The organism is Streptomyces sp. NPDC028331 (assembly GCF_055565775.1).
This window is the reverse complement of the sequence record NZ_JBVHTR010000017.1, coordinates 23,008-45,464: the sequence shown is the minus strand read 5'-3', so window position 1 is coordinate 45,464 and position 22,457 is coordinate 23,008. Positions and strand designations below refer to the sequence as shown.

24 protein-coding genes and 1 pseudogene are annotated in these 22,457 nt (G+C 72.3%); 15 read left to right on the top strand and 10 right to left on the bottom strand.

Going from position 1 to position 22,457, the window contains the following annotated elements; genetic code table 11:
- Positions 1–156 precede the first annotated feature (156 nt).
- Complete coding sequence (locus ACZ4SW_RS24210; protein WP_468249153.1) at positions 157–1,113, bottom strand: LLM class F420-dependent oxidoreductase; 957 nt, start codon at positions 1,111–1,113, stop codon at positions 157–159.
- A 190-nt stretch (positions 1,114–1,303) separates the two neighbouring features.
- Between ACZ4SW_RS24210 and ACZ4SW_RS24205 the strand changes: the two genes are divergently transcribed.
- The 13 genes from ACZ4SW_RS24205 to ACZ4SW_RS24145 all read left to right on the top strand — a co-directional run bounded on the left by ACZ4SW_RS24205 (position 1,304) and on the right by ACZ4SW_RS24145 (position 10,914).
- Positions 1,304–2,641 (top strand): NAD(P)/FAD-dependent oxidoreductase, encoded by a 1,338-nt coding sequence (locus tag ACZ4SW_RS24205; RefSeq protein ID WP_468249148.1) that lies wholly within the window; start codon positions 1,304–1,306, stop codon positions 2,639–2,641.
- On the top strand, positions 2,638–4,485 hold the full coding sequence (locus ACZ4SW_RS24200; protein ID WP_468249143.1) for a transketolase: 1,848 nt from the start codon (positions 2,638–2,640) through the stop codon (positions 4,483–4,485). The genes ACZ4SW_RS24205 and ACZ4SW_RS24200 overlap by 4 nt, the downstream gene beginning before the upstream one ends.
- A gap of 14 nt (positions 4,486–4,499) precedes the next feature.
- Positions 4,500–5,420 carry a non-homologous end-joining DNA ligase gene (gene ligD / locus ACZ4SW_RS24195; RefSeq protein ID WP_468249138.1) on the top strand — a complete coding sequence of 307 codons (921 nt, stop codon included), beginning with the start codon at positions 4,500–4,502 and terminating at the stop codon, positions 5,418–5,420.
- A 61-nt stretch (positions 5,421–5,481) separates the two neighbouring features.
- The gene (locus tag ACZ4SW_RS24190) at positions 5,482–5,817 is read left to right on the top strand and encodes a gas vesicle protein GvpO (RefSeq protein WP_468249133.1); all 336 of its coding nucleotides are present in this window, start codon (positions 5,482–5,484) and stop codon (positions 5,815–5,817) included.
- A 45-nt stretch (positions 5,818–5,862) separates the two neighbouring features.
- Entirely contained in the window at positions 5,863–6,288 is a 426-nt protein-coding gene (locus tag ACZ4SW_RS24185; protein ID WP_200417989.1) for a gas vesicle structural protein GvpA, read from the top strand.
- The gene (locus ACZ4SW_RS24180; protein ID WP_468249128.1) at positions 6,285–7,055 is read left to right on the top strand and encodes a GvpL/GvpF family gas vesicle protein; all 771 of its coding nucleotides are present in this window, start codon (positions 6,285–6,287) and stop codon (positions 7,053–7,055) included. The genes ACZ4SW_RS24185 and ACZ4SW_RS24180 overlap by 4 nt, the downstream gene beginning before the upstream one ends.
- A gap of 33 nt (positions 7,056–7,088) precedes the next feature.
- Entirely contained in the window at positions 7,089–7,346 is a 258-nt protein-coding gene (locus tag ACZ4SW_RS24175; protein ID WP_468249124.1) for a gas vesicle protein GvpG, read from the top strand.
- A 1-nt stretch (position 7,347) separates the two neighbouring features.
- Complete coding sequence (locus ACZ4SW_RS24170; RefSeq protein ID WP_468249119.1) at positions 7,348–8,046, top strand: DNA primase; 699 nt, start codon at positions 7,348–7,350, stop codon at positions 8,044–8,046.
- Complete coding sequence (locus ACZ4SW_RS24165; RefSeq protein ID WP_468249115.1) at positions 8,043–9,320, top strand: SRPBCC family protein; 1,278 nt, start codon at positions 8,043–8,045, stop codon at positions 9,318–9,320. The genes ACZ4SW_RS24170 and ACZ4SW_RS24165 overlap by 4 nt, the downstream gene beginning before the upstream one ends.
- On the top strand, positions 9,317–9,643 hold the full coding sequence (locus ACZ4SW_RS24160) for a gas vesicle protein (RefSeq protein ID WP_468249110.1): 327 nt from the start codon (positions 9,317–9,319) through the stop codon (positions 9,641–9,643). The genes ACZ4SW_RS24165 and ACZ4SW_RS24160 overlap by 4 nt, the downstream gene beginning before the upstream one ends.
- Positions 9,640–10,428, top strand: a complete 789-nt coding sequence (locus ACZ4SW_RS24155) for a GvpL/GvpF family gas vesicle protein (protein WP_468249104.1) — start codon at positions 9,640–9,642, stop codon at positions 10,426–10,428. Before ACZ4SW_RS24160 ends, ACZ4SW_RS24155 begins: the two co-directional genes overlap by 4 nt.
- Entirely contained in the window at positions 10,425–10,619 is a 195-nt protein-coding gene (locus ACZ4SW_RS24150) for a gas vesicle protein (RefSeq protein WP_468249099.1), read from the top strand. Before ACZ4SW_RS24155 ends, ACZ4SW_RS24150 begins: the two co-directional genes overlap by 4 nt.
- A gap of 1 nt (position 10,620) precedes the next feature.
- The gene (locus tag ACZ4SW_RS24145) at positions 10,621–10,914 is read left to right on the top strand and encodes a gas vesicle protein K (RefSeq protein WP_468249095.1); all 294 of its coding nucleotides are present in this window, start codon (positions 10,621–10,623) and stop codon (positions 10,912–10,914) included.
- A gap of 59 nt (positions 10,915–10,973) precedes the next feature.
- Here ACZ4SW_RS24145 and ACZ4SW_RS24140 read toward each other — a convergent pair whose 3' ends face one another.
- The 3 genes from ACZ4SW_RS24140 to ACZ4SW_RS24130 form a co-directional block, all read right to left on the bottom strand.
- Entirely contained in the window at positions 10,974–11,144 is a 171-nt protein-coding gene (locus ACZ4SW_RS24140) for a hydrophobic protein (protein ID WP_468249091.1), read from the bottom strand.
- Between the two features lie 41 nt (positions 11,145–11,185).
- Positions 11,186–12,001 carry a class I SAM-dependent methyltransferase gene (locus ACZ4SW_RS24135; RefSeq protein WP_468249086.1) on the bottom strand — a complete coding sequence of 272 codons (816 nt, stop codon included), beginning with the start codon at positions 11,999–12,001 and terminating at the stop codon, positions 11,186–11,188.
- A gap of 138 nt (positions 12,002–12,139) precedes the next feature.
- Positions 12,140–13,660 carry a phosphatase PAP2 family protein gene (locus tag ACZ4SW_RS24130; RefSeq protein ID WP_468249080.1) on the bottom strand — a complete coding sequence of 507 codons (1,521 nt, stop codon included), beginning with the start codon at positions 13,658–13,660 and terminating at the stop codon, positions 12,140–12,142.
- A gap of 937 nt (positions 13,661–14,597) precedes the next feature.
- Here ACZ4SW_RS24130 and ACZ4SW_RS24125 point away from each other — a divergent pair.
- A complete protein-coding gene (locus ACZ4SW_RS24125) occupies positions 14,598–16,217 on the top strand; it encodes an ABC-F family ATP-binding cassette domain-containing protein (RefSeq protein WP_468249075.1) in 1,620 nt (539 codons plus the stop codon).
- Between the two features lie 54 nt (positions 16,218–16,271).
- Here ACZ4SW_RS24125 and ACZ4SW_RS24120 read toward each other — a convergent pair whose 3' ends face one another.
- The gene (locus ACZ4SW_RS24120; protein ID WP_468249071.1) at positions 16,272–17,378 is read right to left on the bottom strand and encodes a baeRF2 domain-containing protein; all 1,107 of its coding nucleotides are present in this window, start codon (positions 17,376–17,378) and stop codon (positions 16,272–16,274) included.
- On the opposite strand from ACZ4SW_RS24120, the pseudogene ACZ4SW_RS24115 reads away from it, so the two are divergent.
- A pseudogene (locus tag ACZ4SW_RS24115) lies at positions 17,358–17,724 on the top strand (DUF6158 family protein). The gene ACZ4SW_RS24120 and the pseudogene ACZ4SW_RS24115 overlap by 21 nt on opposite strands.
- 88 nt (positions 17,725–17,812) lie before the next feature.
- Here the strand turns inward: ACZ4SW_RS24115 and ACZ4SW_RS24110 are convergent.
- From ACZ4SW_RS24110 to ACZ4SW_RS24090, 5 genes are all read right to left on the bottom strand, one after another.
- Positions 17,813–18,352, bottom strand: coding sequence for a type 1 glutamine amidotransferase domain-containing protein (locus ACZ4SW_RS24110; protein ID WP_468249685.1), 540 nt, complete (start codon positions 18,350–18,352; stop codon positions 17,813–17,815).
- Positions 18,353–18,357: 5 nt separating this feature from the next.
- Positions 18,358–19,056 (bottom strand): diguanylate cyclase, encoded by a 699-nt coding sequence (locus ACZ4SW_RS24105; RefSeq protein WP_468249067.1) that lies wholly within the window; start codon positions 19,054–19,056, stop codon positions 18,358–18,360.
- A 22-nt stretch (positions 19,057–19,078) separates the two neighbouring features.
- A complete protein-coding gene (locus tag ACZ4SW_RS24100; RefSeq protein WP_468249063.1) occupies positions 19,079–19,519 on the bottom strand; it encodes a CBS domain-containing protein in 441 nt (146 codons plus the stop codon).
- Positions 19,520–19,607: 88 nt separating this feature from the next.
- A complete protein-coding gene (locus tag ACZ4SW_RS24095; RefSeq protein WP_468249059.1) occupies positions 19,608–20,000 on the bottom strand; it encodes a DUF2795 domain-containing protein in 393 nt (130 codons plus the stop codon).
- A gap of 113 nt (positions 20,001–20,113) precedes the next feature.
- Positions 20,114–21,913 (bottom strand): thiamine pyrophosphate-requiring protein, encoded by a 1,800-nt coding sequence (locus ACZ4SW_RS24090; RefSeq protein WP_468249056.1) that lies wholly within the window; start codon positions 21,911–21,913, stop codon positions 20,114–20,116.
- Between the last annotated feature and the right edge of the window lie 544 nt (positions 21,914–22,457).

Genomic DNA, 22,457 nt, shown 5'->3' with positions numbered 1-22,457 from the left:
GGCGGTGGTGTGGGGGGGGGGTTCTTTTTCCCGGCGGCGGTTTTCTTAGGGGGGGGAGGGGGGGGGGGGGAGGGGGGGGGGGGGGGGTTTGTTCCTCCCCCCCCCCCCCCCCCACCGTCCATCCCTGTCCATTCCTCCGCGTCCACCCACGGCGTTCTATCGCGGCAACTGCGGCAGCACCTTCGTACGGTAGAAGTCGAAGAAGCCGCGCTGGTCGGGGCCGATCTGGTTGACGTAGACCACGTCGAAGCCCGCGTCCACGAACGCGGAGAGCGCGGACACGTGTTCGTCCACATCGTCGCCGCACACCCTGTTCTCCCGCACCATGTCCTCCGAGACCAGCGGCATGAGCTGCTCGAAGTGCTTGGGCGTCGGCAGCACCTGGCCCATCTCGCCGGGGAGGAGCTCGTTGGACCACAGCTTGCGGACCGTCCGCACGCACTCCTCCCGGTCCGTGCCGTAGCAGACCTTCGTGCCGCCGCTGACCGGCTTGGTGCCGCCCCCGCCCTTGCGGAACTGCGTCACCATCGACTCCTCGGGCATCATCGTGATGTAGCCGTCGCCGATGCGTGCCGCCAGCGCCGTCGCCGCGGGCCCGAAACCGGAGATGTCGATGGGGACCGGCTCGTCGGGGATCGTGTAGAGGCGGGCGTTCTCCACCTTGTAGTGGGTGCCGTAGTGGGTCACCTGCTCTCCGGTGAACAGCCGGCGCATGATCTGGATCGCCTCTTCGAGCATCTCCAGGCGCACCGTCGTGGGGGGCCACGCATCGCCGAGGATGTGCTCGTTCAGCGCCTCGCCCGTGCCCACACCCAGCCGGAACCGCCCGCCGGTCAGCACCGCGCTGGTCGCGGCCGCCTGCGCCACCACCGCCGGGTGGATCCGCACGGTCGGGCAGGTCACCGCGGTCTCGATGGGCAGCGACACCGCCTCGGAGAGCGCACCGATCACCGACCACACGAACGGACTCTGGCCCTGTGCGTCGTTCCACGGGTGGTAGTGGTCCGAGATCCACAGCCGCTGGAATCCGGCCTGCTCGGCCATCCTCGCCTGTTCGATCAGATCCGCCGGGCCGAATTCCTCGCACGAGAGGAAGTAGCCGTACTCGGTCATGGGGGTGAACCTCCGGGGAGGGGGTACCGCGTCGGTCACCGGCCGGGTAACCGTGCGGCACATGTGCGAAACGCCCGCACGGCGGCGTTTGGGTGCCTTGACCCGGGGGACGCGGAAGGTCTCGCACGGGTGGTGCATCCGTGCGTCCGCCAGGCAGACGACGTAGGCGCGAGAACGCCGGAGGCGCATCGTGAGTCGACCCCGCATCCTGATCGTCGGTGCCGGATTCGCCGGGTACCAGACGGCCCGCACCCTGTCCCGGCTGACCCGGCACCGGGCCGACATCACTCTGCTCAACCCGACGGACTACTTTCTGTACCTGCCCCTGCTGCCACAGGTGGCCACGGGCATCCTGGAACCGCGACGGGTCGCCGTCTCGCTCTCCGGCACCCTGCGCCACGTCCGCCTGGTGCTCGGCGAGGCCGACGGCGTCGACCTCGACGCGCGCACCGTGCACTACACCGACCCGGAGGGCAACGGCGGCACCCTCGGCTACGACCGGCTCGTCCTCGCCGTCGGCAGCGTCAACAAGCTGTTGCCGATCCCCGGCGTCTCCGAGCACGCCCACGGCTTCCGGGGCATGCCCGAGGCGCTGTACCTGCGCGACCACGTGACCCGCCAGATCGAGCTGGCCGCCACGTCCGACGACCCCAAGACCTGCGCCGCGCGCTGCACCTTCGTGGTGGTCGGCGCGGGATACACCGGAACCGAAGTCGCCGCCCAGGGCAAGCGGTACACCGACGCGCTGGTGCGCAAGCAGCCGCTGCGCCAGGGCATCAAGCCGCGCTGGATGCTGCTGGACGTCGCACCGCGCGTGCTGCCGGAGATGGACGAGCGGCTCTCCCGCACCGCCGACCGGGTCCTCAGGCGCCGCGGCGTCGACGTGCGGATGGGAACCTCCGTGAAGGAGGCCACGCACGACGGAGTCCTGCTGACCGACGGGGAGTTCGTCGACACCCGCACGCTGGTGTGGTGCGTCGGCGTACGCCCCGACCCGTTCGTGGAGGGCCTCGGCAAGCCCCTGGAGCGCGGCCGGCTGCTCGTCGACCCCTATCTGCAGGTGCCCGGTCACCCCGAGGTGTTCGCCTGCGGCGACGCGGCCGCCGTACCCGACCTGGAGAAACCCGGTCAGTACACGCCGATGACCGCACAGCACGCCTGGCGGCACGGCAAGGTGTGCGCCCGGAACGTGGCCGCCTCCCTCGGGATCGGCTCCCGGCGCGCCTACCGCCACCATGACCTGGGCTTCGTCGTGGACCTCGGCGGGCCGCAGGCCGCCGCCGCCCCGTTCAACATCCCGCTGTCGGGGCCGCTCGCCTCGGCCGTCACGCACGGCTACCACCTCGCCGCGATGCCCGGCAACCGCATCCGGGTCGCCGCCGACTGGCTCCTGGACGCCCTGCTGCCACGCCAGGCCGTCCAGCTCGGTCTGGTGCGCTCGTGGTCCGTGCCGCTGGAGTCGTCCTCGCCCGAGCTGGCCCGCGTGCCGGGCGGCAACAACACGTCCGGCAAGGAGGAACAGACATGAACACCCGTCATCTGCACGAGCTCGCCCAGCAGCTCCGCGTCGACAGCGTCCGTGCCTCCGCCGCGGCCGGGTCCGGGCACCCCACCTCCTCGATGTCCGCGGCGGACCTGATGGCCGTCCTGCTGGCCCACCACCTGCGCTACGACTTCGAACGGCCCGCCCACGCCGGGAACGACCGGCTGATCCTCTCCAAGGGGCATGCCTCACCCCTCCTCTACGCCGCCTACAAGGCCGCCGGCGCGATCAACGAGACCGAGCTGCTCACCTTCCGCAAGCTGGGCAGCCGTCTGGAGGGGCACCCCACGCCGCGCCGGCTGCCCTGGGTGGAGACCGCCACCGGTTCGCTCGGCCAGGGCCTGCCCGTGGGGGTCGGCATCGCGCTCGCCGGGCAGCGCCTCGACCGCACGGGCTACCGGGTGTGGGTGCTGTGCGGCGACAGCGAACTCGCCGAGGGCTCCGTGTGGGAGGCCGCCGAGCACGCCGGACACGAGCACCTCGACAACCTGATCACCATCGTCGACGTCAACCGGCTCGGCCAGCGCGGACCCACCCGCCACGGCCACGACCTGGACGCCTACGCACGCCGCTTCAAGGCCTTCGACTGGCACACCGTCGAGGTCGACGGCCACGACGTCGAGGCGATCGACCGGGCCTTCGCCGAGGCCGAGTCCACCACCGGGCAGCCTACCGCGATCCTCGCCCGCACGCTCAAGGGCAAGGGCGTCACCGCCGTCCAGGACCGCGAGGGCCAGCACGGCAAGCCGCTGCCGGACGCCGACGAGGCGATCGCGGAACTCGGCGGCCTCCGCGACCTCCACGTCGAGGTCCAGGCGCCCCCGGCCGCCCGCATGCTGCACGCCGTGCAGGGCGGCCACCTCGAGCTGCCGCGCTACGACATCGGGGACGAGGTCGCCACCCGCGACGCCTACGGCCAGGCGCTCGCCGCGCTCGGCAACGCCCGCGGCGACGTCGTCGCCCTCGACGGCGAGGTCGGCGACTCCACCCGGTCCGAGTACTTCGGCAAGGAACACCCCGAGCGCTACTTCGAGTGCTACATCGCCGAACAGCTCATGGTCGGCGCCGCCGTCGGCATGGCCGCGCGCGGCTGGGTGCCGTACGCCTCCACGTTCGCCGCGTTCCTCACCCGCGCCCACGACTTCGTGCGCATGGCGTCGATCAGCGGCTCCGGCATCAACCTCGTCGGCTCGCACGCCGGCTGCGCCATCGGCCAGGACGGCCCCTCGCAGATGGGCCTCGAGGACCTCGCGATGTTCCGCTCGGTGCACGACTCGACGGTGCTGTACCCGTGCGACGCCAACCAGACCGCCCGGCTGGTCGCCGCCATGGCCGGCCGTGAGGGCATCCGCTATCTGCGCACCTCGCGCGGGAAGACCCCGGTCGTCTACGGCCCCACCGAGGAGTTCCCGATCGGCGGCAGCAAGGTGCTGCGCGCCTCTGCCGAGGACCGTCTCACCGTCGTCGCCGCCGGGGTCACCGTCCACGAGGCGCTGAAGGCCGCCGACACCCTCGCCGAACAGGGCATCCGGGTACGGGTCATCGACCTGTACTCGGTCAAGCCCGTCGACCGGGAGACACTGCGCGAGGCCGCCGACCGCACCGGCTGCCTGCTCACCGTGGAGGACCACCGGGAGGAGGGCGGCCTCGGCGACGCGGTCCTGGACGCCTTCCTCGACGGGCGGCCCGTACCGCGCCTGGTGCGCCTCGCCGTCCGCACCATGCCGGGCTCGGCGACCCCCGAGGAGCAACTGCACGCCGCGGGCATCGACGCCGAGTCGATCGCCGCCTCGGCACGGCTGCTGGTGGAACACGCCGTGGTGCCGTGACCGGAGGGAGCGACATGAGCAGCACACGGACCGTGCGGGCCGGCCGCCGCACGGTCGAGGTCCACCGGCCGGACAAGGTGCTCTTCCCCGGCGAGGGGGGCGGCAAGGAGTACACCAAGGCCGACCTGGTGGCGTACTACCGCTCCGTCGCCCCCTTCATGCTGCCGCATCTGCGCGGCCGTCCCCTCATGCTGGAACGGCACCCGGACGGCGTGGACGGGCCCCGCTTCATGCAGAAGAACACCCCGGAGCACTACCCGGAGTGGATCCACCGCGTCGAAGTGCCCAAGGAGGGCGGCACCGTCTGCCACACCGTCTGCGACGACACCGCCACCCTCCTCCACCTCGCCGACCAGGCCTGCCTCACCCTGCACCGCTGGCTCTCGCGCGCCGACCGGCTCCAGTCGCCCGACCGCATCGTGTTCGACCTCGACCCGGCGGACGACGACTTCGGCCAGGTACGCGAGGCGGCCCGGCTGGTGGGGGAGCTGCTGGACCAACTGCGGCTGCCGTCCGGGCTGATGACCACCGGCTCGCGGGGCCTGCACGTCGTCGTCCCGGTCGGCGGCGACCACGACTTCGACGAGGCACGGGCCTTCGCGAGGGACATCGCGGACGTCCTCGCCGCCGCCCACCCCCGGCTGCTCACCACCGCCGCCCGCAAGAAGGACCGCGGCGACCGCCTCTACCTCGACGTGCAGCGCAACGCGTACGCCCAGACCGCGGTCGCCCCCTTCACCGTACGGGCCCGGCCGGGCGCCCCGGTCGCCACGCCCCTGTCCTGGGACCAACTGGACGACCCGGACCTGGACGCCCGCCGCTGGACCATCGCCGACGCGGTGGACCAGGCCCGCACCGACCCCTGGGCGCACCTGCCGTCACGGGGCCGTTCCCTCGCCCCCGCCCGGCGGCGGCTCGACGACCTGCGCGGCTGAGGGCCCGGACATCCGAAGGTTTGGCCAATGCCTTTGGGGCCACCCGGTGTTCGAGGTGGCAATGTCGAACACACCACGTACACAGAAACAGAACTCTCCCGAAGACGGCGACCGGGCGGACGGCCGGCCGAGCCCCATGGAGGTGCTGCGCCACGCGCGCGCCCAGTTCACGGAGCTCACCGGACTGACCCCCGAGTCCGTGTCGTCCTTCGAACCCACCGAGGACGGCTGGACGCTCGAGATCGAGGTCCTGGAACTCGCCCGGGTGCCCGACACCATGAGCCTGCTCGCGACCTACCAGGTGGGCGTGTCCGCCGACGGCGAGCTGACCGGGTACCGGCGCGTTCGCCGCTACGAACGCGGGAGGGCCGATCCACGCAGGGGCGGCGGCAGTTAGCCCGCCGCACGCACCGACACACACAGACAAGGAGGACCGGTCGGCATGACCGTTGTCCCGGCACAACAGACTTCCGGAGGCGGCTCCAGCGGCCTGTACGACGTCCTGGAACTCGTCCTCGACCGAGGGCTCGTCATCGACGCGTTCGTCCGTGTCTCCCTCGTCGGCATCGAGATCCTGAAGATCGACGTACGGGTCGTCGTCGCCAGCGTCGACACCTATCTGCGCTTCGCCGAGGCGTGCAACCGGCTCGACCTGGAGGCCGGCCCGCGCAAGGACCCCGGACTGCCCGACCTGGTCGGGGAGATGACCGAGTCCGGCGCGCGCGGCAAGTCCAAGGGGGCGCTGTCCGGCGCCGCCGAGACCATCTCCGACGCCTTCCGGCAGGCCCGCGGGGAGGCCCAGGCCGAACCGAGCCGGCGCACCCGCAAGTCGACGGCCTCGCGCGAGAAGAAGGAGGAGCAGGAGTGAGCACGTACGTCTACGGCATCGCCGCGGCCGACCACCCCTCGCTCCCCGACGGCATGGGCGGGGTCGGCGAACCGGCCCGCACCGTGCGCATCCTGAAGCGCGGCCAACTGGCGGCGATCGTCAGCGACGCGCCCGAAGGGCTGCGCCCCAAGCGCCGTGACCTGCTCGCCCACCAGAACGTCCTGAGCGAGGCGGCAGCGGGCGGTCCCGTCCTGCCCATGCGGTTCGGCAGCCTCGCATCGGACGACGACGCCGTCACCGGCGTCCTCGAAGAGCGCGCCGACCACTACCGGGAACGGCTCGGCACTCTCGACGGCAAGGTCGAGTACAACATCAAGGCCAGCCACAACGAGGAAGCCGTCCTGCACCACGTGATGGCCGAGAACCCCGAGATCCGCTCCCTGGCGGAGGCCAACCGCAAAGCGGGCGGCGGCAGTTACGAGGAGAAGCTCAAGCTCGGCGAGATGGTGGCGGCCGCGGTGCAGAGCCGTGAGACCGAGGACGCCAGGGAGGTCCGGCGCACGCTGGAGCCCGCCGCCGATGCCGTCAGCGTGGGCCCGGAGTCCACCGGCTGGCTCGCCAACGTCTCGTTCCTGGTGGCGCGTGACGCGGCCGACACCTTCCTGGCCGCCGTCGAACAGCTCCGCACGGCCCACCCCCACCTCGACGTGCGCGTCAACGGGCCGCTGCCGCCGTACAGCTTCGTCGAGCCGGGGCCCGCCGAGCCGGCGGGGACCACCGCGGGCATCGACGCCGGCGCTCATTAGCGGGGCCTTCGGCCCGAGCGGAAGGAGGACACCGTGGGACTGATCGGTGAGGTGCTGATGCTGCCGTTCGCCCCCGTGCGCGGCAGCGCCTGGGCCATCAGACAGGTGCTCCGTGAGGCGGAACGGATCTACTACGACCCCGCCGCCGTGAGGGCCGAACTCGCCCGCCTCGAGGAGCGACTGGGGGCGGGCGAGATCACTGAGGAGGAGTTCGACCGGCGCGAGGACGAACTGCTCGACCGGCTGGAGATCGCGCTGCGCTCCGGCGACACCACAGGCAACGGGACGTGACATGAACCGAACCGCACTGGGCCTCGCCGTAGGGGCCGGATACTTTCTGGGACGCACCAAGAAGCTGAAAATGGCGCTCGCGGTCGGCTCCCTGGTGGCGGGCAAGAAGCTCAACCTCAGCCCGCGGACGCTCGCGAACGCGGTGAACCAGCAGCTCATGAACGCTCCGCAGTTCAAGGAGATCGGCGACCAGTTGCGCCGGGAACTGCGAGGCGTCGGCAAGGCCGCCACCGGGGCCATGGTCGAGCGGCAGATGAACGCGCTCGCCGACCGGCTGCACGACCGTACCGCCCGGATGCGCGAGGAGCTGCCCGAGGGCGGCTCCGGCGAGGACCGGGACGAGGACGACGACCGCGCGGCGCGGGACGACGACCGCGATGAGCGGGAGGACGGCAACCGCACCGAACGGGACGGAGGCGACCGCCCGCCGCGCGGCGAGAGCGACCGCGAGAGCCGGCGGGAGGAGCCGTCCGGCAGGAAGGCGGCCAAGAAGGCCCCGGCGAAGAAGACCGCGGCGAAGAAGGCCGCAGCGAAGAAGACCGCAGCGAAGAAGGCCCCGGCGAAGAAGGCCGCGGCGAAGAAGACGGCCCCCGCGAAGAAGGCGGTGGGCGGCTCGGCCGGCGCGGCCCGCAGGACGGCCGCGAAGAAGACCGCCGGCGCCCGCGGCGCGGGTTCCTCGAAGGGCGGTGACGACCGATGACCGACACCCTCGGATCGGCCACCTCCGCGGCCGGCAAGGCCACGGATGCGGCCACGGACAACCCCTTGACGCACCTCGCCCGCGGCGAGGCCGCGGACCGGCTGAAGGCCGAGGCCCAGGAGTACCTGGCCGCGCGGGCCACGAAGCTGCTCACCGGCCTCGGCCGCAAGCTCGGCGAGACCACCGTCAAGCTCAACGACATCGCCGAAGGCAACAGCCCCGGCTTCGCCAAGCTGGCGCTCGACGGCGGCCGCAAGCTGGCCGAGGGCAAGGGACCGCTGCGCTCCGCCCTGGAACTCGGCGCCTCCCGCGCCAAGGACAACGTGAAGGAAGCCGTCGGCAACCTGGGGGGCGGCAAGGGCAGGAAGAAGGGCGGGGGCGGCAAGAAGCCCACCGTCATCATGGAGTCCGTCGACGTCGGCGTGCCGCTGCGCACCGCCTACGACCAGTGGACGCAGTACCAGGACTTCTCCACCTTCGCCAAGGGCGTCAAGAGCGCGAACAGCGCCGACGACACCCACTCCGACTGGCAGGCGAAGATCTTCTGGTCCAACCGCAGCTGGAAGGCGCACACCACCGAGCAGCTCGCCGACCGGCGCATCCAGTGGACGTCGGAGGGCGCCAAGGGCACCGCGAAGGGCGTCGTGACCTTCCACCCCCTGGGCGAGAACCTCACCCGGGTCCTGCTGGTCATGGAGTACTACCCGAGCGGCCTGTTCGAGAAGACCGGCAATCTGTGGCGGGCGCAGGGCCGTCGGGTCAGGCTGGATCTGAAGAACTTCGCCCGGTTCATCACCTTGAAGGGTGAGGCGGAGGACGGCTGGCGCGGTGAGATCCGTGACGGCGAGGTGGTCCGCAGCCACGAGGACGCGGTGGCGGACGAGGAGGCCGAGGAACCTCGCGACGAGGAACCCGGCGACGAGGAACCCCGCGACGAGGACGAGAGCGCCGAGTCGGAGGGCGGAGAGGACGAAGAGGGCGAGAAGCCCTACGCGGACGAGGAGGATCCGGAGGGGTACGCGGAGGAGGAAGAAGAACCCGACGCGGAACCGGAGGAAGGATCCTACGAGGACGCGGACCCGGAGGAAGGATCGTACGAGGACGCGGACCCGGAGGAAGGATCCTACGAGGACGCGGACCCGGAGGAAGGATCCTACGAGGACGCGGACCCGGAGGAAGGATCCTACGAGGACGCGGAAGGGTACGAGGACGCGGAGGGCGACGAGTACGCGGACGAGGAGCCCGGGGACGTCGCGCGCGGGGGCCGTCGATGACGACGCCCGGCCGGTTTCCCGAGCCGTACGGCGCCGGCAGCGGAGCCAACCTCGCCGACATCCTGGAACGCGTCCTCGACAAGGGCGTGGTGATCGCCGGCGACATCCGGATCAACCTGCTCGACATCGAACTGCTCACCATCAAGCTCCGCCTCGTCGTCGCCTCCGTCGACCGGGCGAAGGAGATGGGCATCGACTGGTGGGAGACCGACCCGGCACTCTCCTCCCGCGCCCGAAACGACGAACTGGCCCGGCAGAACGCCGAGTTGCGTGACCGACTGGCCGAACTGGAAGCGGCGCGCGGCGAGAAGGAGGCACCGTGAACGGACTGCGGTACGTGTACGCCGTCTGCCGCCCCTTCAGCGCGGCGCTCGAGGACGGCCCGGCGGGCGTCGCGGGCGTGCCGCCCAGGCAGTTGGCGCACGACGGCCTGGTCGCCGTCGTCAGCACCGTCCCCGAGGCGGACTTCGCCGAGGAGCCGCTCCGTGCCCGCCTGGAGGACCTGGACTGGCTGGCCGCCACCGCCCGCGCCCACCAGGGCGTCGTGGACGCGCTCACCGCCGTCACCACGCCCCTGCCGTTGCGGCTCGCCACGGTGTTCCGGGACGACAGCGACGTCCGCGCGATGCTCCAGGAACGCGCGGCCGACTTCCACCGCGCCCTCGACCGTCTCGACGGACGCGTCGAATGGGGCGTCAAGGTGTACGCGCAGCCGGACCGCACGCAGGAGACCGATGGGGCCGACACGTCTCCCGAGCCGCCGCGGAAACCGGTCTCCGGCCGCGACTATCTGCGGCAGCGCCGGGTGCGCCAACAGGCCCAGGAGGAAATGCGGGAGAACACCGAACGGTTCGCGCTCCGGCTGCACGAGAACCTTTCCGGCTGTGCCGAGGATTTCCGTCTGCACGCCCCGCAGAATCCCGCGCTCTCCGGTTCTTCCGATCGCAACGTGCTCAACGCGGCCTATCTTGTTCCGCGTTCGGAGTCAGAGGCGTTCGTGACAAAAGTGGACCAGGAGAAAAGCGGAATTCCCGGGGTACGGGTGGAACTCACCGGGCCCTGGGCCGCGTACTCGTTCAGCGGGGTCGAAGGAGGGGAGGGGACGTGACCGCCGGCGGACTTCAGCACCGTCAGGTCGCCCTGGTGGACCTGCTCGACCGGCTGCTGGCCGGCGGCGTCGTCCTCACCGGCGACGTCACCCTGCGCATCGCGGATGTCGACCTCGTCCGCATCGACCTCAACGCGCTGATCAGCTCGGTCGGCGCCCAGGTGCCGGCCCCCTGGCCGGAGGAGCCGTGACATGAGCAGCGGACGCAGCGGACGCAACCGACTCGACCTGGAACCCGACACGGTGGAGCGGGACCTGGTCAAACTCGTGCTGACCGTCGTCGAGCTGCTGCGGCAGCTCATGGAGCGGCAGGCCCTGCGCAGGTTCGACACGGGTGAGCTGACCGAGGACCAGGAGGAGCGCATCGGCCTCACCCTGATGCTGCTCGAGGACCGTATGGCCGAGTTGCGGGAGCGCTACGGACTGCGGCCCGAGGACCTGAATCTGGACCTCGGGCCGCTTGGATCGTTGCTTCCGCGGGAGTGATCACCGAAGGATCACGGGAACCGGGTGCCCGGGCGGATCACCGCCCGGGCACCGCCGGTTCACCAGCGATACCATCGGCCCCGTCCGCCGGTCGCTGTGGAGCCGCGCACCAGGAAGCCCAGCAGCCAGACGACCAGCACGGCCAGGGCGATCCACCACAGCGCCTTCACCGCGAATCCGACGCCGAAAAGAACCACGGCCAGCAGGAGAACGAGCAGAATCGGAACCATAGTCACACCTCCTGCCGTTCAAGTTTCCCGAACAGCCGGAATCAGACCTCTTTTCGGCAGAGAATTTCTCCGTGCAGCACCGAGAACCATCCGTCCTCATGCCGCCCCCATTGCCGCCAGGCTGCGGAAACGGTCCTCAGCTCCTCCGTCGTCGCATGACCCCCGTCCGTCGCCCGATCGGCGTACGCCGAGGCGAGCGTACGGTCCGCCCACAGACCGCTCCACCAGGCCCGCTCCTCGGCGGTGGCGAAGGTCCAGGTGCCCGAGGTGGCGGTGACGTCCTTGATGCCCGCCCGCAGCGCCCAGGACTTCAGGCGCCGCCCGGCGTCGGGCTCGCCGCCGTTGGCGCGGGCGACCCGCTCGTACAGGTCCAGCCAGTCGTCCAGTCCGGCAGACGCCGGATACCAGGTCATGGCCCCGTAGTCGGCGTCCCGCGCGGCGATGAAACCACCCGGCCGGGTGACCCGGTGCATCTCGCGCAGCGCCTGTACCGGGTCACCCACGTGCTGGAGCACCTGATGGGCGTGGACCACGCAGAACGTGTCGTCCGGGTACTCCAGCGCGTGCACGTCCGCGACCGCGAAGTCCACGTTGGTGACCCCGCGGGCGTCGGCCGCGGCCCGGGCCCGGTCCAGGATCTCCGGTGCGCGGTCGACGCCGGTGACATGACCGTCGGGAACCAGGGCGGCCAGGTCCGCGGTGATGGTGCCCGGCCCGCAGCCGATGTCGAGGATCCGCATGTGCGGCTTCAGCGAGCCGAGGAGGTACGCCGCGGAGTTGGCGGCGGACCGCCAGGTGTGCGAACGCAGCACGGACTCGTGGTGGCCGTGCGTGTAGACGGCCGTCTCCTTCGGCATGACGATCCTCTTCCCCTCGTACGGACCCCGGCGTCGCCGGGGGCGGTACGCGTCACGGTAGGCCATCGAACCGAATAATGAGATAGCCGTCTTGAAATGTGGAACGCGCGATGTCGTGTGCGATGGACACCGCACCGGTCATTCGTCGGGAAGCGGCCGGTAGACCGTCAGCGCCTCGGGCAGCGTCTCGAGGGTCACCTCGCCCTGGACGGCGGTGACCTCCCCGTCGTAGGCGAGAAGGGTGCCGGGGGCGACCCCGTCCAGGCGCAGTCGCCGGACCCTTACCGCGGCGTGGAACGGCGAGCGCGACAGCGGGCCCGCGAACGCGGCCGCCAGCAGGCGGGCGGCGGGCCGGCGACCGCCGTGCACGACCCGCACGTCGAGCAGCCCGTCGGCCAGGTCGCAACGGCGGCCGGGCACCAGGCCCATGCGGTGGTACGTGCCGTTGCCCGCGAACAGCAGCCACAGCGGGTGGGTGCGGTCGCCGAGGCGTACGGCCAGGGGGTGACGGTCGGCGCGCAGAACGCGCAGCGCGGCGTACACACCGGCGGGCCAGCCGCCGATCCGGGGGGACCAGCGCTCCCGCTCCCGCACCAGCTCGGGGTACACGCCGAGGCTGCAGGTGTTGAGGAAGCAGCCCTGTGTCTCACCCGAGGAGAACCGGCCCACGTCGACCCGGACGGCGTCGCCTCGCGTGAGGGCGCGCACCAGGTCACGCGGATCCTCCACGCCGAGGTCGAGCGCGAAGTGGTTGAGGGTGCCGCCCGGGAGCACCGCGAGCGGGAGGCCGTGGCGCAGGGCGACGCCGGCCGCCGCGTTCACCGTGCCGTCGCCGCCGCACACGCCGAGGACACGGGCGCGGGCGGCGGCCTTCTCCAACTCGGTGCGGACCTCGGGCGGTTCGCACTCCACGGCCTCCGCGCCGGGGAGCGCGTCCGTGAGGGCGCGTACCCGGTCCCAGGTCGCCGCGCCCTTGTTGACGACGACCACGAGGCCCGTGCCGTCGGCCAGGGCGGGCGCGAGGAGTTCCGGCGACGCGGCGGCCTCCGGCGAGCGCCGGCGGCCGGGCGGTGGCAGCAGGTCGCGGGTCGGGACCAGGCCCCGTACGGCGTAGGCGGCGCCCACGCCCAGGGCCGCACCCGCGAGGACGTCGCTCGGGAAGTGGACGCCGGTGTAGACGCGCGAGAGCGCGACGGCGGTGGCGAGCGGCGCGACGGCGGCGCCCCAGCCGCGCGACTCCAGGGCGACACCGGTGGCGAAGGCGGCGGCCGATGCGGAGTGACCGGACGGGAAGGAGGTGGTGATCGGCTGCCGCTTGAGCCGACGCACGGCCGGGACCGGATCGAGGACGGGCCGGGGGCGGCGGACCGAGCGCTTGCCGAGGGTGTTGATGGTGGCGGAGGCGAGCGCGAGGGAGGCGACACCACGGGCGGCCGCGCGGCGGGCGCGGGGGCTGCGGGTGGCCGCGAGGGCGGCACCGGCGGCGAACCACAGCACACCGTGGTTGGCGGCCCGGCTGAGGCGGGGCAGGAGGGGGTCGGCACCGGGCCAGTGGCGGGCGGCGACGGCCTCGAACAGCCGGCAGTCGAGGGCGAGGAGGCGGTTGCGGAGGGGATGGGGGCCGGGTGGCTGGGTGGTGAGATCGACATCAGCGGTCATGGCCTGCGGGTACCCCGACGCAAGGGGTTTCGCCCCCACCACCCCTTCCCGTCCCTCCTTCAGGGGCTTCGCCCCTTCACCCCCGCCGAGGCTCCGCCCCGGATTCCGGTGGGGCTCCGCCCCGGACTCCGGCGGGGATCCGCCCCGGACTCCGGTGGGGCTTCGCCCCGGATTCCGGAGGGGCTCCGCCCCGGACCCCGGTGGGACGCCGCCCCGGATTCCGGCGGGCGGCTGCGTCCCTTGCGCCCTTCGTGGGGGTTCCGTCCTTGCACCCTGTTGGGGCTGCGCCTCTTGGGCCTTTCGGGTGGGCTTGGCTCGTGGGCTCCGGCGGGCGGCTGCGTCCCTTGCACCTTTCGTGGGGGCTTGGTTCCTGGGCTCCGGCGGGCGGCTGCGTCCCTTGCACCATTCGTGGGGGTTCCGTCCTTGCACCCGGCTGGGGCTGCGTGTCCTGCGCCTTTCGTGTGGGCTTGGCTCCTGGGCTCCGGCAGGCGGCTGCGTCCCTTGCGCCCTTCGTGGGGGTTCCGTCCTTGAGCCCGGCTGGGGCTGCGTCTCCTGCGCCTTTCGGGGGCTCTTGGCTCCTGGGCTCCGGCAGGCGGCTGCGCTCCTTGCAGCCTCCGTGGGGGTTCCCTCCCTGAACCCGGCAGGCGGCCGCGTCCCTGTGCTCCGGCCGGCACTGCGTCCCCTGCACCCCTCGTGGGCGTTCCGTCCCTCGAGCCGGCTCGCTGAGTCCGCGCCCAGCCCCCTTCGGGGGTCGGCCCTCGGGGCCTTCCTCAGACGCTGGAGGGGCCGATTCTTCAGCCCGTCCGGCGCTTGAGGACGAGGCCGTAGGCCGACAGCGGGGGGCTGGGGGCGGCAGCCCCCAGGGACGGGAAGGGCAGGGGCGGCGGGGGCGAAAACCCTTTGCCCGGCCCCACCGCACCCGCCCACAATGCGCCCCATGGGACACCTTGAAGCCGCGCACCTCGAGTACCGTCTCCCCGACGGGAGGACCCTGCTCGGCGACGTGTCCTTCCGGGTCGGCGACGGCAGCGTCGTCGCCCTCGTAGGCCCCAACGGCGCAGGCAAGACCACCCTGTTGCGCCTGCTCTCCGGCGAGCTGAAACCCCACGCCGGCACCGTCACCGTCACCGGCGGCCTGGGCGTCATGCGCCAGTTCGTCGGGTCCGTCCGCGACGACACGACGGTGCGCGACCTCCTCGTCTCCGTCGCCCCGCCCCGCATCCGCGAAGCGGCCCGCGCCGTGGACGCCGCCGAGCACGCCATCATGACCGTCGACGACGAGGCCGCCCAGCTCCGCTACGCCCAGGCCCTCGCCGACTGGGGCGAGGCCGGCGGCTACGACGCCGAGACCGTGTGGGACATCTGCACCACCGCCGCCCTCGGCGTCCCGTACGACAGGGCGCAGTGGCGCCAGGTCCGCACCCTGTCCGGCGGCGAGCAGAAACGGCTCGTCCTGGAGGCGCTGCTGCGCGGCGGCGACGAGGTCCTGCTCCTCGACGAGCCCGACAACTACCTCGACGTACCCGGAAAGCGGTGGCTCGAGGAACGGCTGGCCGAGACCCGCAAGACGGTCCTGTTCGTCTCCCACGACCGCGAACTCCTCGCCCGCGCCGCCGAGAAGATCGTCACCGTGGAGCCCGGACCGGCCGGCGCCGACGCCTGGGTGCACGGCGGCGGCTTCACCACGTACCACGAGGCCCGCCGCGAGCGGTTCGCCCGCTTCGAGGAACTGCGCCGCCGCTGGGACGAGAAGCACGCCCAGCTCAAGAAGCTCGTGCTGAACCTCCGTCAGGCGGCCACCGTCAGCCACGAGCTGGCCTCCCGCTACCAGGCCGCGCAGACCCGGCTGAAGAAGTTCGAGGAGGCCGGCCCGCCGCCGGAGCCGCCGCGCGAGCAGAACATCACCATGCGGCTCAAGGGCGGCCGTACGGGCGTCCGCGCCGTCACCTGTCAGGAGCTCGAACTCACCGGGCTCATGCAACCGTTCGACCTCGAGGTCTTCTACGGCGAACGCGTCGCCGTCCTCGGCTCCAACGGCTCCGGCAAGTCGCACTTCCTGCGCCTCCTCGCCGGTGACGACATCGCCCACACCGGGCAGTGGAAGCTCGGTGCCCGGGTCGTCCCGGGCCACTTCGCCCAGACCCACGCCCATCCGGAGCTCCAGGGCCGCACCCTCCTCGACATCCTCTGGAAGGAGCACGCCCAGGACCGCGGCGCCGCCATGTCCCGGCTCCGGCGTTACGAGCTGACGGGCCAGGCCGAGCAGCACTTCGACCGGCTCTCCGGCGGTCAGCAGGCCCGGTTCCAGATCCTGCTGCTGGAACTCCAGGGGGCGACCGCGCTGCTGCTCGACGAGCCGACCGACAACCTCGACCTGGAGTCCGCCGAGGCACTCCAGGAGGGGCTGGACGGCTTCGAGGGCACGGTCCTCGCCGTCACCCACGACCGCTGGTTCGCCCGCTCCTTCGACCGCTACCTCGTCTTCGGCGCCGACGGCCGGGTACGGGAGACATCCGAGCCGGTGTGGGACGAACGCAGAGTGGAGCGCGCCCGCTGAGCGCACGCCGGGGCGCATGCCGCGCGCGTGCCGGGCGTGCGCGGCATGCGCCGTCTACGTCCAGCGCAGCAGCGCGCCCACTCCGCCCACCGGCCCTTCCTGACTTCCGGCGGCCGTCACCGAGACGGCCGCCGCGCCCGTCTCCACCGCGGAACGCAGCAGCGCGTCGTCCGCGCGGGCCGACCAGGCGTGCCGTTCGCCCACCGCCTTCAGGTCCGTACGGCGCACCGCCACCTGGTCCGGGTCCTCGCCGACCCACACCTCACGGCGGGTGTCCGGGCCGTCCGGGTTGATCAGGAGTTCGTCGATACGGTGTTCGCGTGCCGCCTCGACCACCGCCGGCACGCCCTCGACGGCCGCCGTCCGCCCCTCCTCGTCCGGTGCGCGGGCGGCCAGGAAGCGTTCCAGCTCCTGTTCGGCACGGCGCTCCACGTGCTCGGCGCGGATCCGCTCCACCTCCTCGTCCAGCAGCCGGCTGCCCGCACCGTGCGTCGTCTCGGCCACCCGGTCCTGGAGCCGGTGCGGCAGCCGCTCGTGCACGGAGCGCCGTTCGCGCTCCTCGCCGACGAGGACCACCAGGTCGGCGCCGGTCTCCTCCTGGCAGACGGCCAGCGCGTCAGCGATCTCCGCCGCGTTGTGCTCCCAGGTGTTCTCCACCCGAAGCTGGAAGTGGCGTACCGACCAGTCGGCGCTGCCCGTGCGGTGCAGTGGATGCTGCTTCCCGGTCACCGATCCGGCCTGACGGCTGCCCAGGGCCCCGCGCAACTCGAACTCGGCGCCCCTGCGGTCGATGTAGGCCACCACGCACACCGGTTCCTCGTTCGCCAGCTCCAGCAGTGGTGCCGTGTGCGGCAACGTGGCCCACAGCGCGGAGGGGCCCTGCGGCGGCGCGGCCAGCGGCGGATCGAGGACCACCTCGCCCGCCCGGGCGAACAGTGCCCTGCCGTGCGGCTCGGGGGAGCGGGCCAGGTCCTCGACCGCGCTCTGCACGGCCCGGCACGTCGGCTCGTCCGCGCCCTGCCCGGCCAGCTCGCGGTAAAGGGACTGGGCGGTCAGGGAGCGTTCGTGAGGCGTGGACTCCGTATGCCGTGAGGTGTCGACGTATACGGAGGCCCAGGGGCCGGGTTGTTCGTACAGTGGATGGAGAAAGGCGAGATCCATGGCTCCCTCCCGGATGCCGCTCGGGGTATTGCTTTTCCGGGCGGGTACCCGGACCGCACCGACGAACACGACGAGCGGGGTACCACCAATGACCGGAGTCGACCCGGGCCGGCTGACCGACCAGCAGCTCATGAAGGAGCTGGAGACGATCCACCGCACCCGCCACGACACGCTGCTGTACGGATCGAACGACGCGCTGCGCGCGCACAACCACCGGATGGCGCAACTGGAGGGCGAATACCTGCGCCGCCATCCGCGCCGCCTGACCGCGGCCGGCCGCACCCGCGACGGCGCCCGGGAGCGCGGCACCTGTGAAGAAAGCCAGGAAGCCGAACCGACCCGCTGACCGCCCGCGCGAGGAACCGCCCCGCGGCCCCCAGAAGGGCCGCGGGGCGGTTCCTGTCCGGTCGTCCGGTTGCTCTACGGAGTCTCGTTCAGGCGTTCTGGCCGGCGAACTCCGTCACGATCGCCTCGTCGAACGCCTTCAGATCGTCCGGCTTCCGGCTGGTGATCAGCAGGTTGCCGTCGCGGTCGATGTGGACCTGCTCGTCGACCCAGGTGCCGCCCGCGTTGCGGACGTCCGTCTTCAGGCTCGGCCACGACGTCAGGGTGCGGCCCCGTACGACGTCGGCCTCGATCAGCGTCCACGGGCCATGGCAGATCGCCGCGACCGGCCGGCCCTGGTCGAAGAACGCGCGCACGAACCTCACGGCCTGCTCGTCCGTCCGCAGGAAGTCGGGGTTCGCCACTCCGCCCGGCAGCACCAGCCCGTCGAACGAATCGGCCTGCACCTCGCCGACCACCGCGTCCACCGGGAACGTGTCCGCCTTGTCCAGGTGGTTGAACCCCTGCACCTGTCCCGGCTTCGTCGACACCAGGACCGGCTGGTGGCCGGCGTCCCTCACCGCCTGCCAGGGCTCGGTGAGTTCCACCTGCTCCACGCCCTCGGGCGCGGTCAGGAACGCGATACGCATGATGTTCACTGCCCTTTCTCCGCCTGTGTCTGCCCCACGGCTGCCTGCCACACGGCCTCGTCGCCCACCTCCTCCTTCTCCGCCCTCTCGTCCCGCGCCCGGCGCAGTGCGGCCCGGACACAGCGCAGCAGTTCCTCCCCGTAGGGCAGGGCCACGCACGCGCCGATCGCCGCCGCGACACCCACGAGATAGCCGCGGGGCAGCGGCCGGCGACGCCGCACCAGCCGCCAGGCGCGCGCGTCGCCCCGGCCGCCGCGCAGCAGCGACCGCACCTGGTCGGCGTGCAGGCACCCGAGCGCCGCGAGCGCCGCGAACGGCAGCGACTCCAGGAAACTGTGGATGTGCTGCTCCACCGGCGTGACCTCGCGGTCGCTGTCCTCGGCGGTACGCACGTCCCACAGCGCGGTCGCCTCGTGCACCGCGGTCCCGGCCAACTGCACGCACAGCAGCAGCGGGTTGACCTCGTAGCGCAGCGTGAGCGCGATGGGCAGACCCACCTCGGTCATCATCAGCGCGTGGATCAACGACTCCTTCGTGCCGGAGGTGTCCTCGATCCGGGTGCGCCGGTGCATCACCCAGTCGGCGAGGCCCGGCGCGAACCAGAACGGCAGCAGCCCGTACAGCAGGTAGCGGGTCGTCGCGTCGCCGACGTCCACGGTGGTGCCGTACGCGCTGACCCGGTCGGCCCTGTGGCGGCGGCTCATGCGGTCACCCGCCCGGCCGCGCTCACGCCGGCACCCCGCCGCGCCCGCCTCCGGGCTCGGCCTGGCTGATGTCCGCGAGCGCCGAGGACGGGTCCTGCGCGACCGCCAGGTCGCCCAGGCTGACCATGCCCACCGGCCGGCCGCCCTCGACGACCGGCAGCCGGCGTACGGCGTGCCCGCGCATCAGGTCGACGGCCGTCGACACGGGATCGTCGGGGCCGACCACCACCGGGTCGGGGGTGCACACCGCCCGGGCGCTCACGGTCAGCGGGTCGGCACCGTCCGCGACGGCCCGCAGCGTGATGTCACGATCCGTGAGGACGCCGACGACGTGCCCGTCCTCGGCGACCAGGACGTCCCCGATGTCCTCGGCGCGCATCAGCTGCGCCGCCTCCACCAGTGAGGCGTCCGGGAGGACCGCCACGACGCCCTGCGTCATGACCTCCCTGACGAAATGGGCCATGGCCTTGCTGTCCTTTCTGCTTCCCCCCGGCCGGCCGGGGGTGGGTACGTCGGCGGGACGACGCCCGCAGTACCCGCCCACCGGACGCCTATGCGCTCCGTCCGGCCCCTTCGCCGCCCACGATCGCCTCGGCGAGCTCCTGGGCGTTGGCGTAGCGCGACGAACGCGGCAGCCGCTCCAGGGGTGCGACGAGCGTGTCCGGGGCGTGGTGGCGGCGCAGTGCGTCGATCAGTTCGGGCGGGCGGCCGGGGAACGCCGTACGACCCAGGATCCGCGCCAGCTCGAAACGGACATCGGCCACGGACCGCGCGCCGCCCGGAATCACCGGACCGGCCCACACCGCCGGGTCGTCGTCGGCGGTCGGCTCGGGGTCGTGCCACTCCTCGGTCCGCGTCGGGTGGCCGGAGCGCAGCAGCCCCTGGAGTTCGTGCTTCATCTCGTCGTCGCGGTGGACGTTCAGCCGGTCGCTGCCTCGCTGCATGAGTCCCTCCAGATTTCGGGTGGCCCTCGCGTGTACCCGAGGGACGGCGGTCGACACGGCTCTGCGGCAGGTGCTCGTGGCCGCTTCGGCCGTGCCGGCTCTCGTACGGCTCCTCACGACTCCTTGTCGCCGCGTCCGGGCAGGAACTCCTGCACCTTCGCCTTGACCCCCTGGCGGATCATTCCGGCACGGTCCGCGTCGCCCTTCAGGATGGAGGCCGCCGTGGCCTGCATCTGCTCCCAGCTTGCGTGCGGCGGGATCGGCGGCACCGCCGGGTCGGTCAGGAACTCCACGACCGCCGGGCCGTCCGCCTCCAGCCCCGCGCGCCAGCCCGCCTCCACGTCCTCCGGCTTCTCCACCCGGATGCCGGTCAGGCCCAGGGAGCGGGCGAACGCGGCGTACTGCACGTCCGGAATCTCCTGCGACGGCAGGAACGACGGGGCGCCCTCCATCGCACGCATCTCCCACGTCACCTGGTTGAGGTCGTGGTTGTTCCACACGCCCACCACCAGCCGCGGGTCCTCCCAGCGGTCCTTGTACTTCGCCGCCGTGATCATCTCGGCGAGGCCGTTCATCTGCATCGCGCCGTCACCGACCAGCGCGATCACCGGCCGGTCGGGGTGGGCGAACTTCGCGCCGATCGCGTAGGGGACCCCGCTGCCCATCGTCGCCAGCGTCCCCGACAGCGACCCGCGCATGCCGGGCCGCATCGTCAGATGCCGTGCGTACCAGTTGGCCACCGAACCCGAGTCGGAGGTGATGATCGCGTTGTGCGGCAGCATCGGGTCCAGGGCCCGGGCCACGTACTCCGGGTTGATCGGGTCCGCGGACAGCTCCGCGCGCTTCTGCATCACCTCGTGCCAGCGGGTCACGTTCGCGCACACGGTGTCGAACCACTCGCGGCCGCGGTCCTTGTCCAGCAGCGGGATCAGGCGCTGCAGGGTCGCCCTGGCGTCGCCGACGAGGTTCACCTCGTACGGGTAGCGCATGCCGATCATGTGCGGGTCGATGTCGATCTGCACGGCCCGCGCCTTGCCGAAGTCCGGCATGAACTGCGTGTACGGGAACGACGACCCGATGGTGAGCAGGGTGTCGCAGTCGCGCATCAGCTCGTACGACGGACGGGTGCCCAGCAGCCCGATCGAGCCGGTGACGTAGGGCAGCTCGTCGCTGAGCACGTCCTTGCCGAGCAGCGCCTTCGCCACACCCGCGCCCAGCAGCTCGGCGATCTGCTGCACCTCGGTCACCGCGCCCGCCGCGCCCTGGCCGATCAGGATGGCCACCTTGTCGCCGGCGTTGAGGACCTCCGCGGCCCGCTCCAGGGACTCCTGCGAGGGGACCGCCGTCCACGCGCTGCGGCCGAGGCTCGAGGGGACCATCTTGAACTCGTGCGTCGGCGGCGAGTAGTCCAGCTCCTGCACGTCACCGGGGAAGATCACCGCCGTGGGGGCGCGGCGCGCGTACGCGGTGCGGATCGCGCGGTCGAGGACGTTCGGAAGCTGCTCGGGGACCATCACGGTCTCCACGAAGTCCGAGGCGACGTCCTTGAAGAGGGTGTGCAGGTCGACTTCCTGCTGGTACGAGCCGCCCATCGCGGTGCGGTGCGTCTGGCCGACCAGCGCGAGCACCGGCACATGGTCGAGCTTGGCGTCGTACAGGCCGTTGAGCAGGTGGATGGCACCGGGTCCCGAGGTGGCCGCGCACACACCGAGACGGCCGCTGAACTTGGCGTAGCCGACCGCCTCGAACGCTGCCATCTCCTCGTGCCGCGCCTGCAGGAACCGTGGCCGGTCCTCGGCGCGACCCCAGGCGGCGAGCAGCCCGTTGATGCCGTCGCCGGGGTAGCCGAAGACTTGCTCCACGCCCCACTCGCGCAAGCGCGCCAGAACGTGGTCGGCGACCTTGGTGGCCATCGGGGACCTCCCGTTTGAAGAAAGGGGCGTACGGATCGCACCTGTCGAGTCACCCGGCCGCTGCGGGGAAAACCTGCCGCCGGAACGCATCGGCCCGGGCCGCGGGAGGCGGACGGGGCACCCGCGGTGACACTTCCGGCCCGGGCGCCCGGCGCACTGCCCGCGCACGGTCCGCGGCGCCGCCCCCGCCGAGCGGTGCACCGGTCGCCCTCCGCACGCCGGGCGCCGCAGCCGGGCCGGGCCCCGCAAGCGGCTGGGCGGGCGCTGCCGAGGGGCCCGCGGACGTCGGCCGACGTCCACGCCGGGCGGCGCACCGCGGGATGAGCCGCACGGGCCGGGGCGGCGCCGGGCGCCCGGTCCGCGGCGCCGACCGGCAGGGCTCTCGCGGTACCGGCCGGCCGCGCCTCGCGTTCCGCGCCGCCCGCGGAGCCGCCGCGGGCGGCGGGCGCAGGTCGGCTTCCGCGCGGTGCGGGGCACGGGGCGCGCGGAAGCCGGCCAAGGACTTCGGAAAGACCGGTGTTTGCGGCGAATGCGCCCGGGCAGG

What these genes read in the sequence shown, in the direction of transcription:
- ACZ4SW_RS24210 (WP_468249153.1), bottom strand. Translation starts at nt 1,113, where the DNA reads ATGACCGAGTACGGCTACTTCCTCTCGTGCGAGGAATTCGGCCCGGCG.
- ACZ4SW_RS24200 (WP_468249143.1), top strand. Translation starts at nt 2,638, where the DNA reads ATGAACACCCGTCATCTGCACGAGCTCGCCCAGCAGCTCCGCGTCGAC.
- ligD (WP_468249138.1), top strand. Translation starts at nt 4,500, where the DNA reads ATGAGCAGCACACGGACCGTGCGGGCCGGCCGCCGCACGGTCGAGGTC.
- ACZ4SW_RS24190 (WP_468249133.1), top strand. Translation starts at nt 5,482, where the DNA reads ATGTCGAACACACCACGTACACAGAAACAGAACTCTCCCGAAGACGGC.
- ACZ4SW_RS24185 (WP_200417989.1), top strand. Translation starts at nt 5,863, where the DNA reads ATGACCGTTGTCCCGGCACAACAGACTTCCGGAGGCGGCTCCAGCGGC.
- ACZ4SW_RS24170 (WP_468249119.1), top strand. Translation starts at nt 7,348, where the DNA reads ATGAACCGAACCGCACTGGGCCTCGCCGTAGGGGCCGGATACTTTCTG.
- ACZ4SW_RS24165 (WP_468249115.1), top strand. Translation starts at nt 8,043, where the DNA reads ATGACCGACACCCTCGGATCGGCCACCTCCGCGGCCGGCAAGGCCACG.
- ACZ4SW_RS24160 (WP_468249110.1), top strand. Translation starts at nt 9,317, where the DNA reads ATGACGACGCCCGGCCGGTTTCCCGAGCCGTACGGCGCCGGCAGCGGA.
- ACZ4SW_RS24145 (WP_468249095.1), top strand. Translation starts at nt 10,621, where the DNA reads ATGAGCAGCGGACGCAGCGGACGCAACCGACTCGACCTGGAACCCGAC.
- ACZ4SW_RS24140 (WP_468249091.1), bottom strand. Translation starts at nt 11,144, where the DNA reads ATGGTTCCGATTCTGCTCGTTCTCCTGCTGGCCGTGGTTCTTTTCGGC.
- ACZ4SW_RS24135 (WP_468249086.1), bottom strand. Translation starts at nt 12,001, where the DNA reads ATGCCGAAGGAGACGGCCGTCTACACGCACGGCCACCACGAGTCCGTG.
- ACZ4SW_RS24130 (WP_468249080.1), bottom strand. Translation starts at nt 13,660, where the DNA reads ATGACCGCTGATGTCGATCTCACCACCCAGCCACCCGGCCCCCATCCC.
- ACZ4SW_RS24125 (WP_468249075.1), top strand. Translation starts at nt 14,598, where the DNA reads ATGGGACACCTTGAAGCCGCGCACCTCGAGTACCGTCTCCCCGACGGG.
- ACZ4SW_RS24120 (WP_468249071.1), bottom strand. Translation starts at nt 17,378, where the DNA reads ATGGATCTCGCCTTTCTCCATCCACTGTACGAACAACCCGGCCCCTGG.
- ACZ4SW_RS24110 (WP_468249685.1), bottom strand. Translation starts at nt 18,352, where the DNA reads ATGCGTATCGCGTTCCTGACCGCGCCCGAGGGCGTGGAGCAGGTGGAA.
- ACZ4SW_RS24105 (WP_468249067.1), bottom strand. Translation starts at nt 19,056, where the DNA reads ATGAGCCGCCGCCACAGGGCCGACCGGGTCAGCGCGTACGGCACCACC.
- ACZ4SW_RS24100 (WP_468249063.1), bottom strand. Translation starts at nt 19,519, where the DNA reads ATGGCCCATTTCGTCAGGGAGGTCATGACGCAGGGCGTCGTGGCGGTC.
- ACZ4SW_RS24095 (WP_468249059.1), bottom strand. Translation starts at nt 20,000, where the DNA reads ATGCAGCGAGGCAGCGACCGGCTGAACGTCCACCGCGACGACGAGATG.
- ACZ4SW_RS24090 (WP_468249056.1), bottom strand. Translation starts at nt 21,913, where the DNA reads ATGGCCACCAAGGTCGCCGACCACGTTCTGGCGCGCTTGCGCGAGTGG.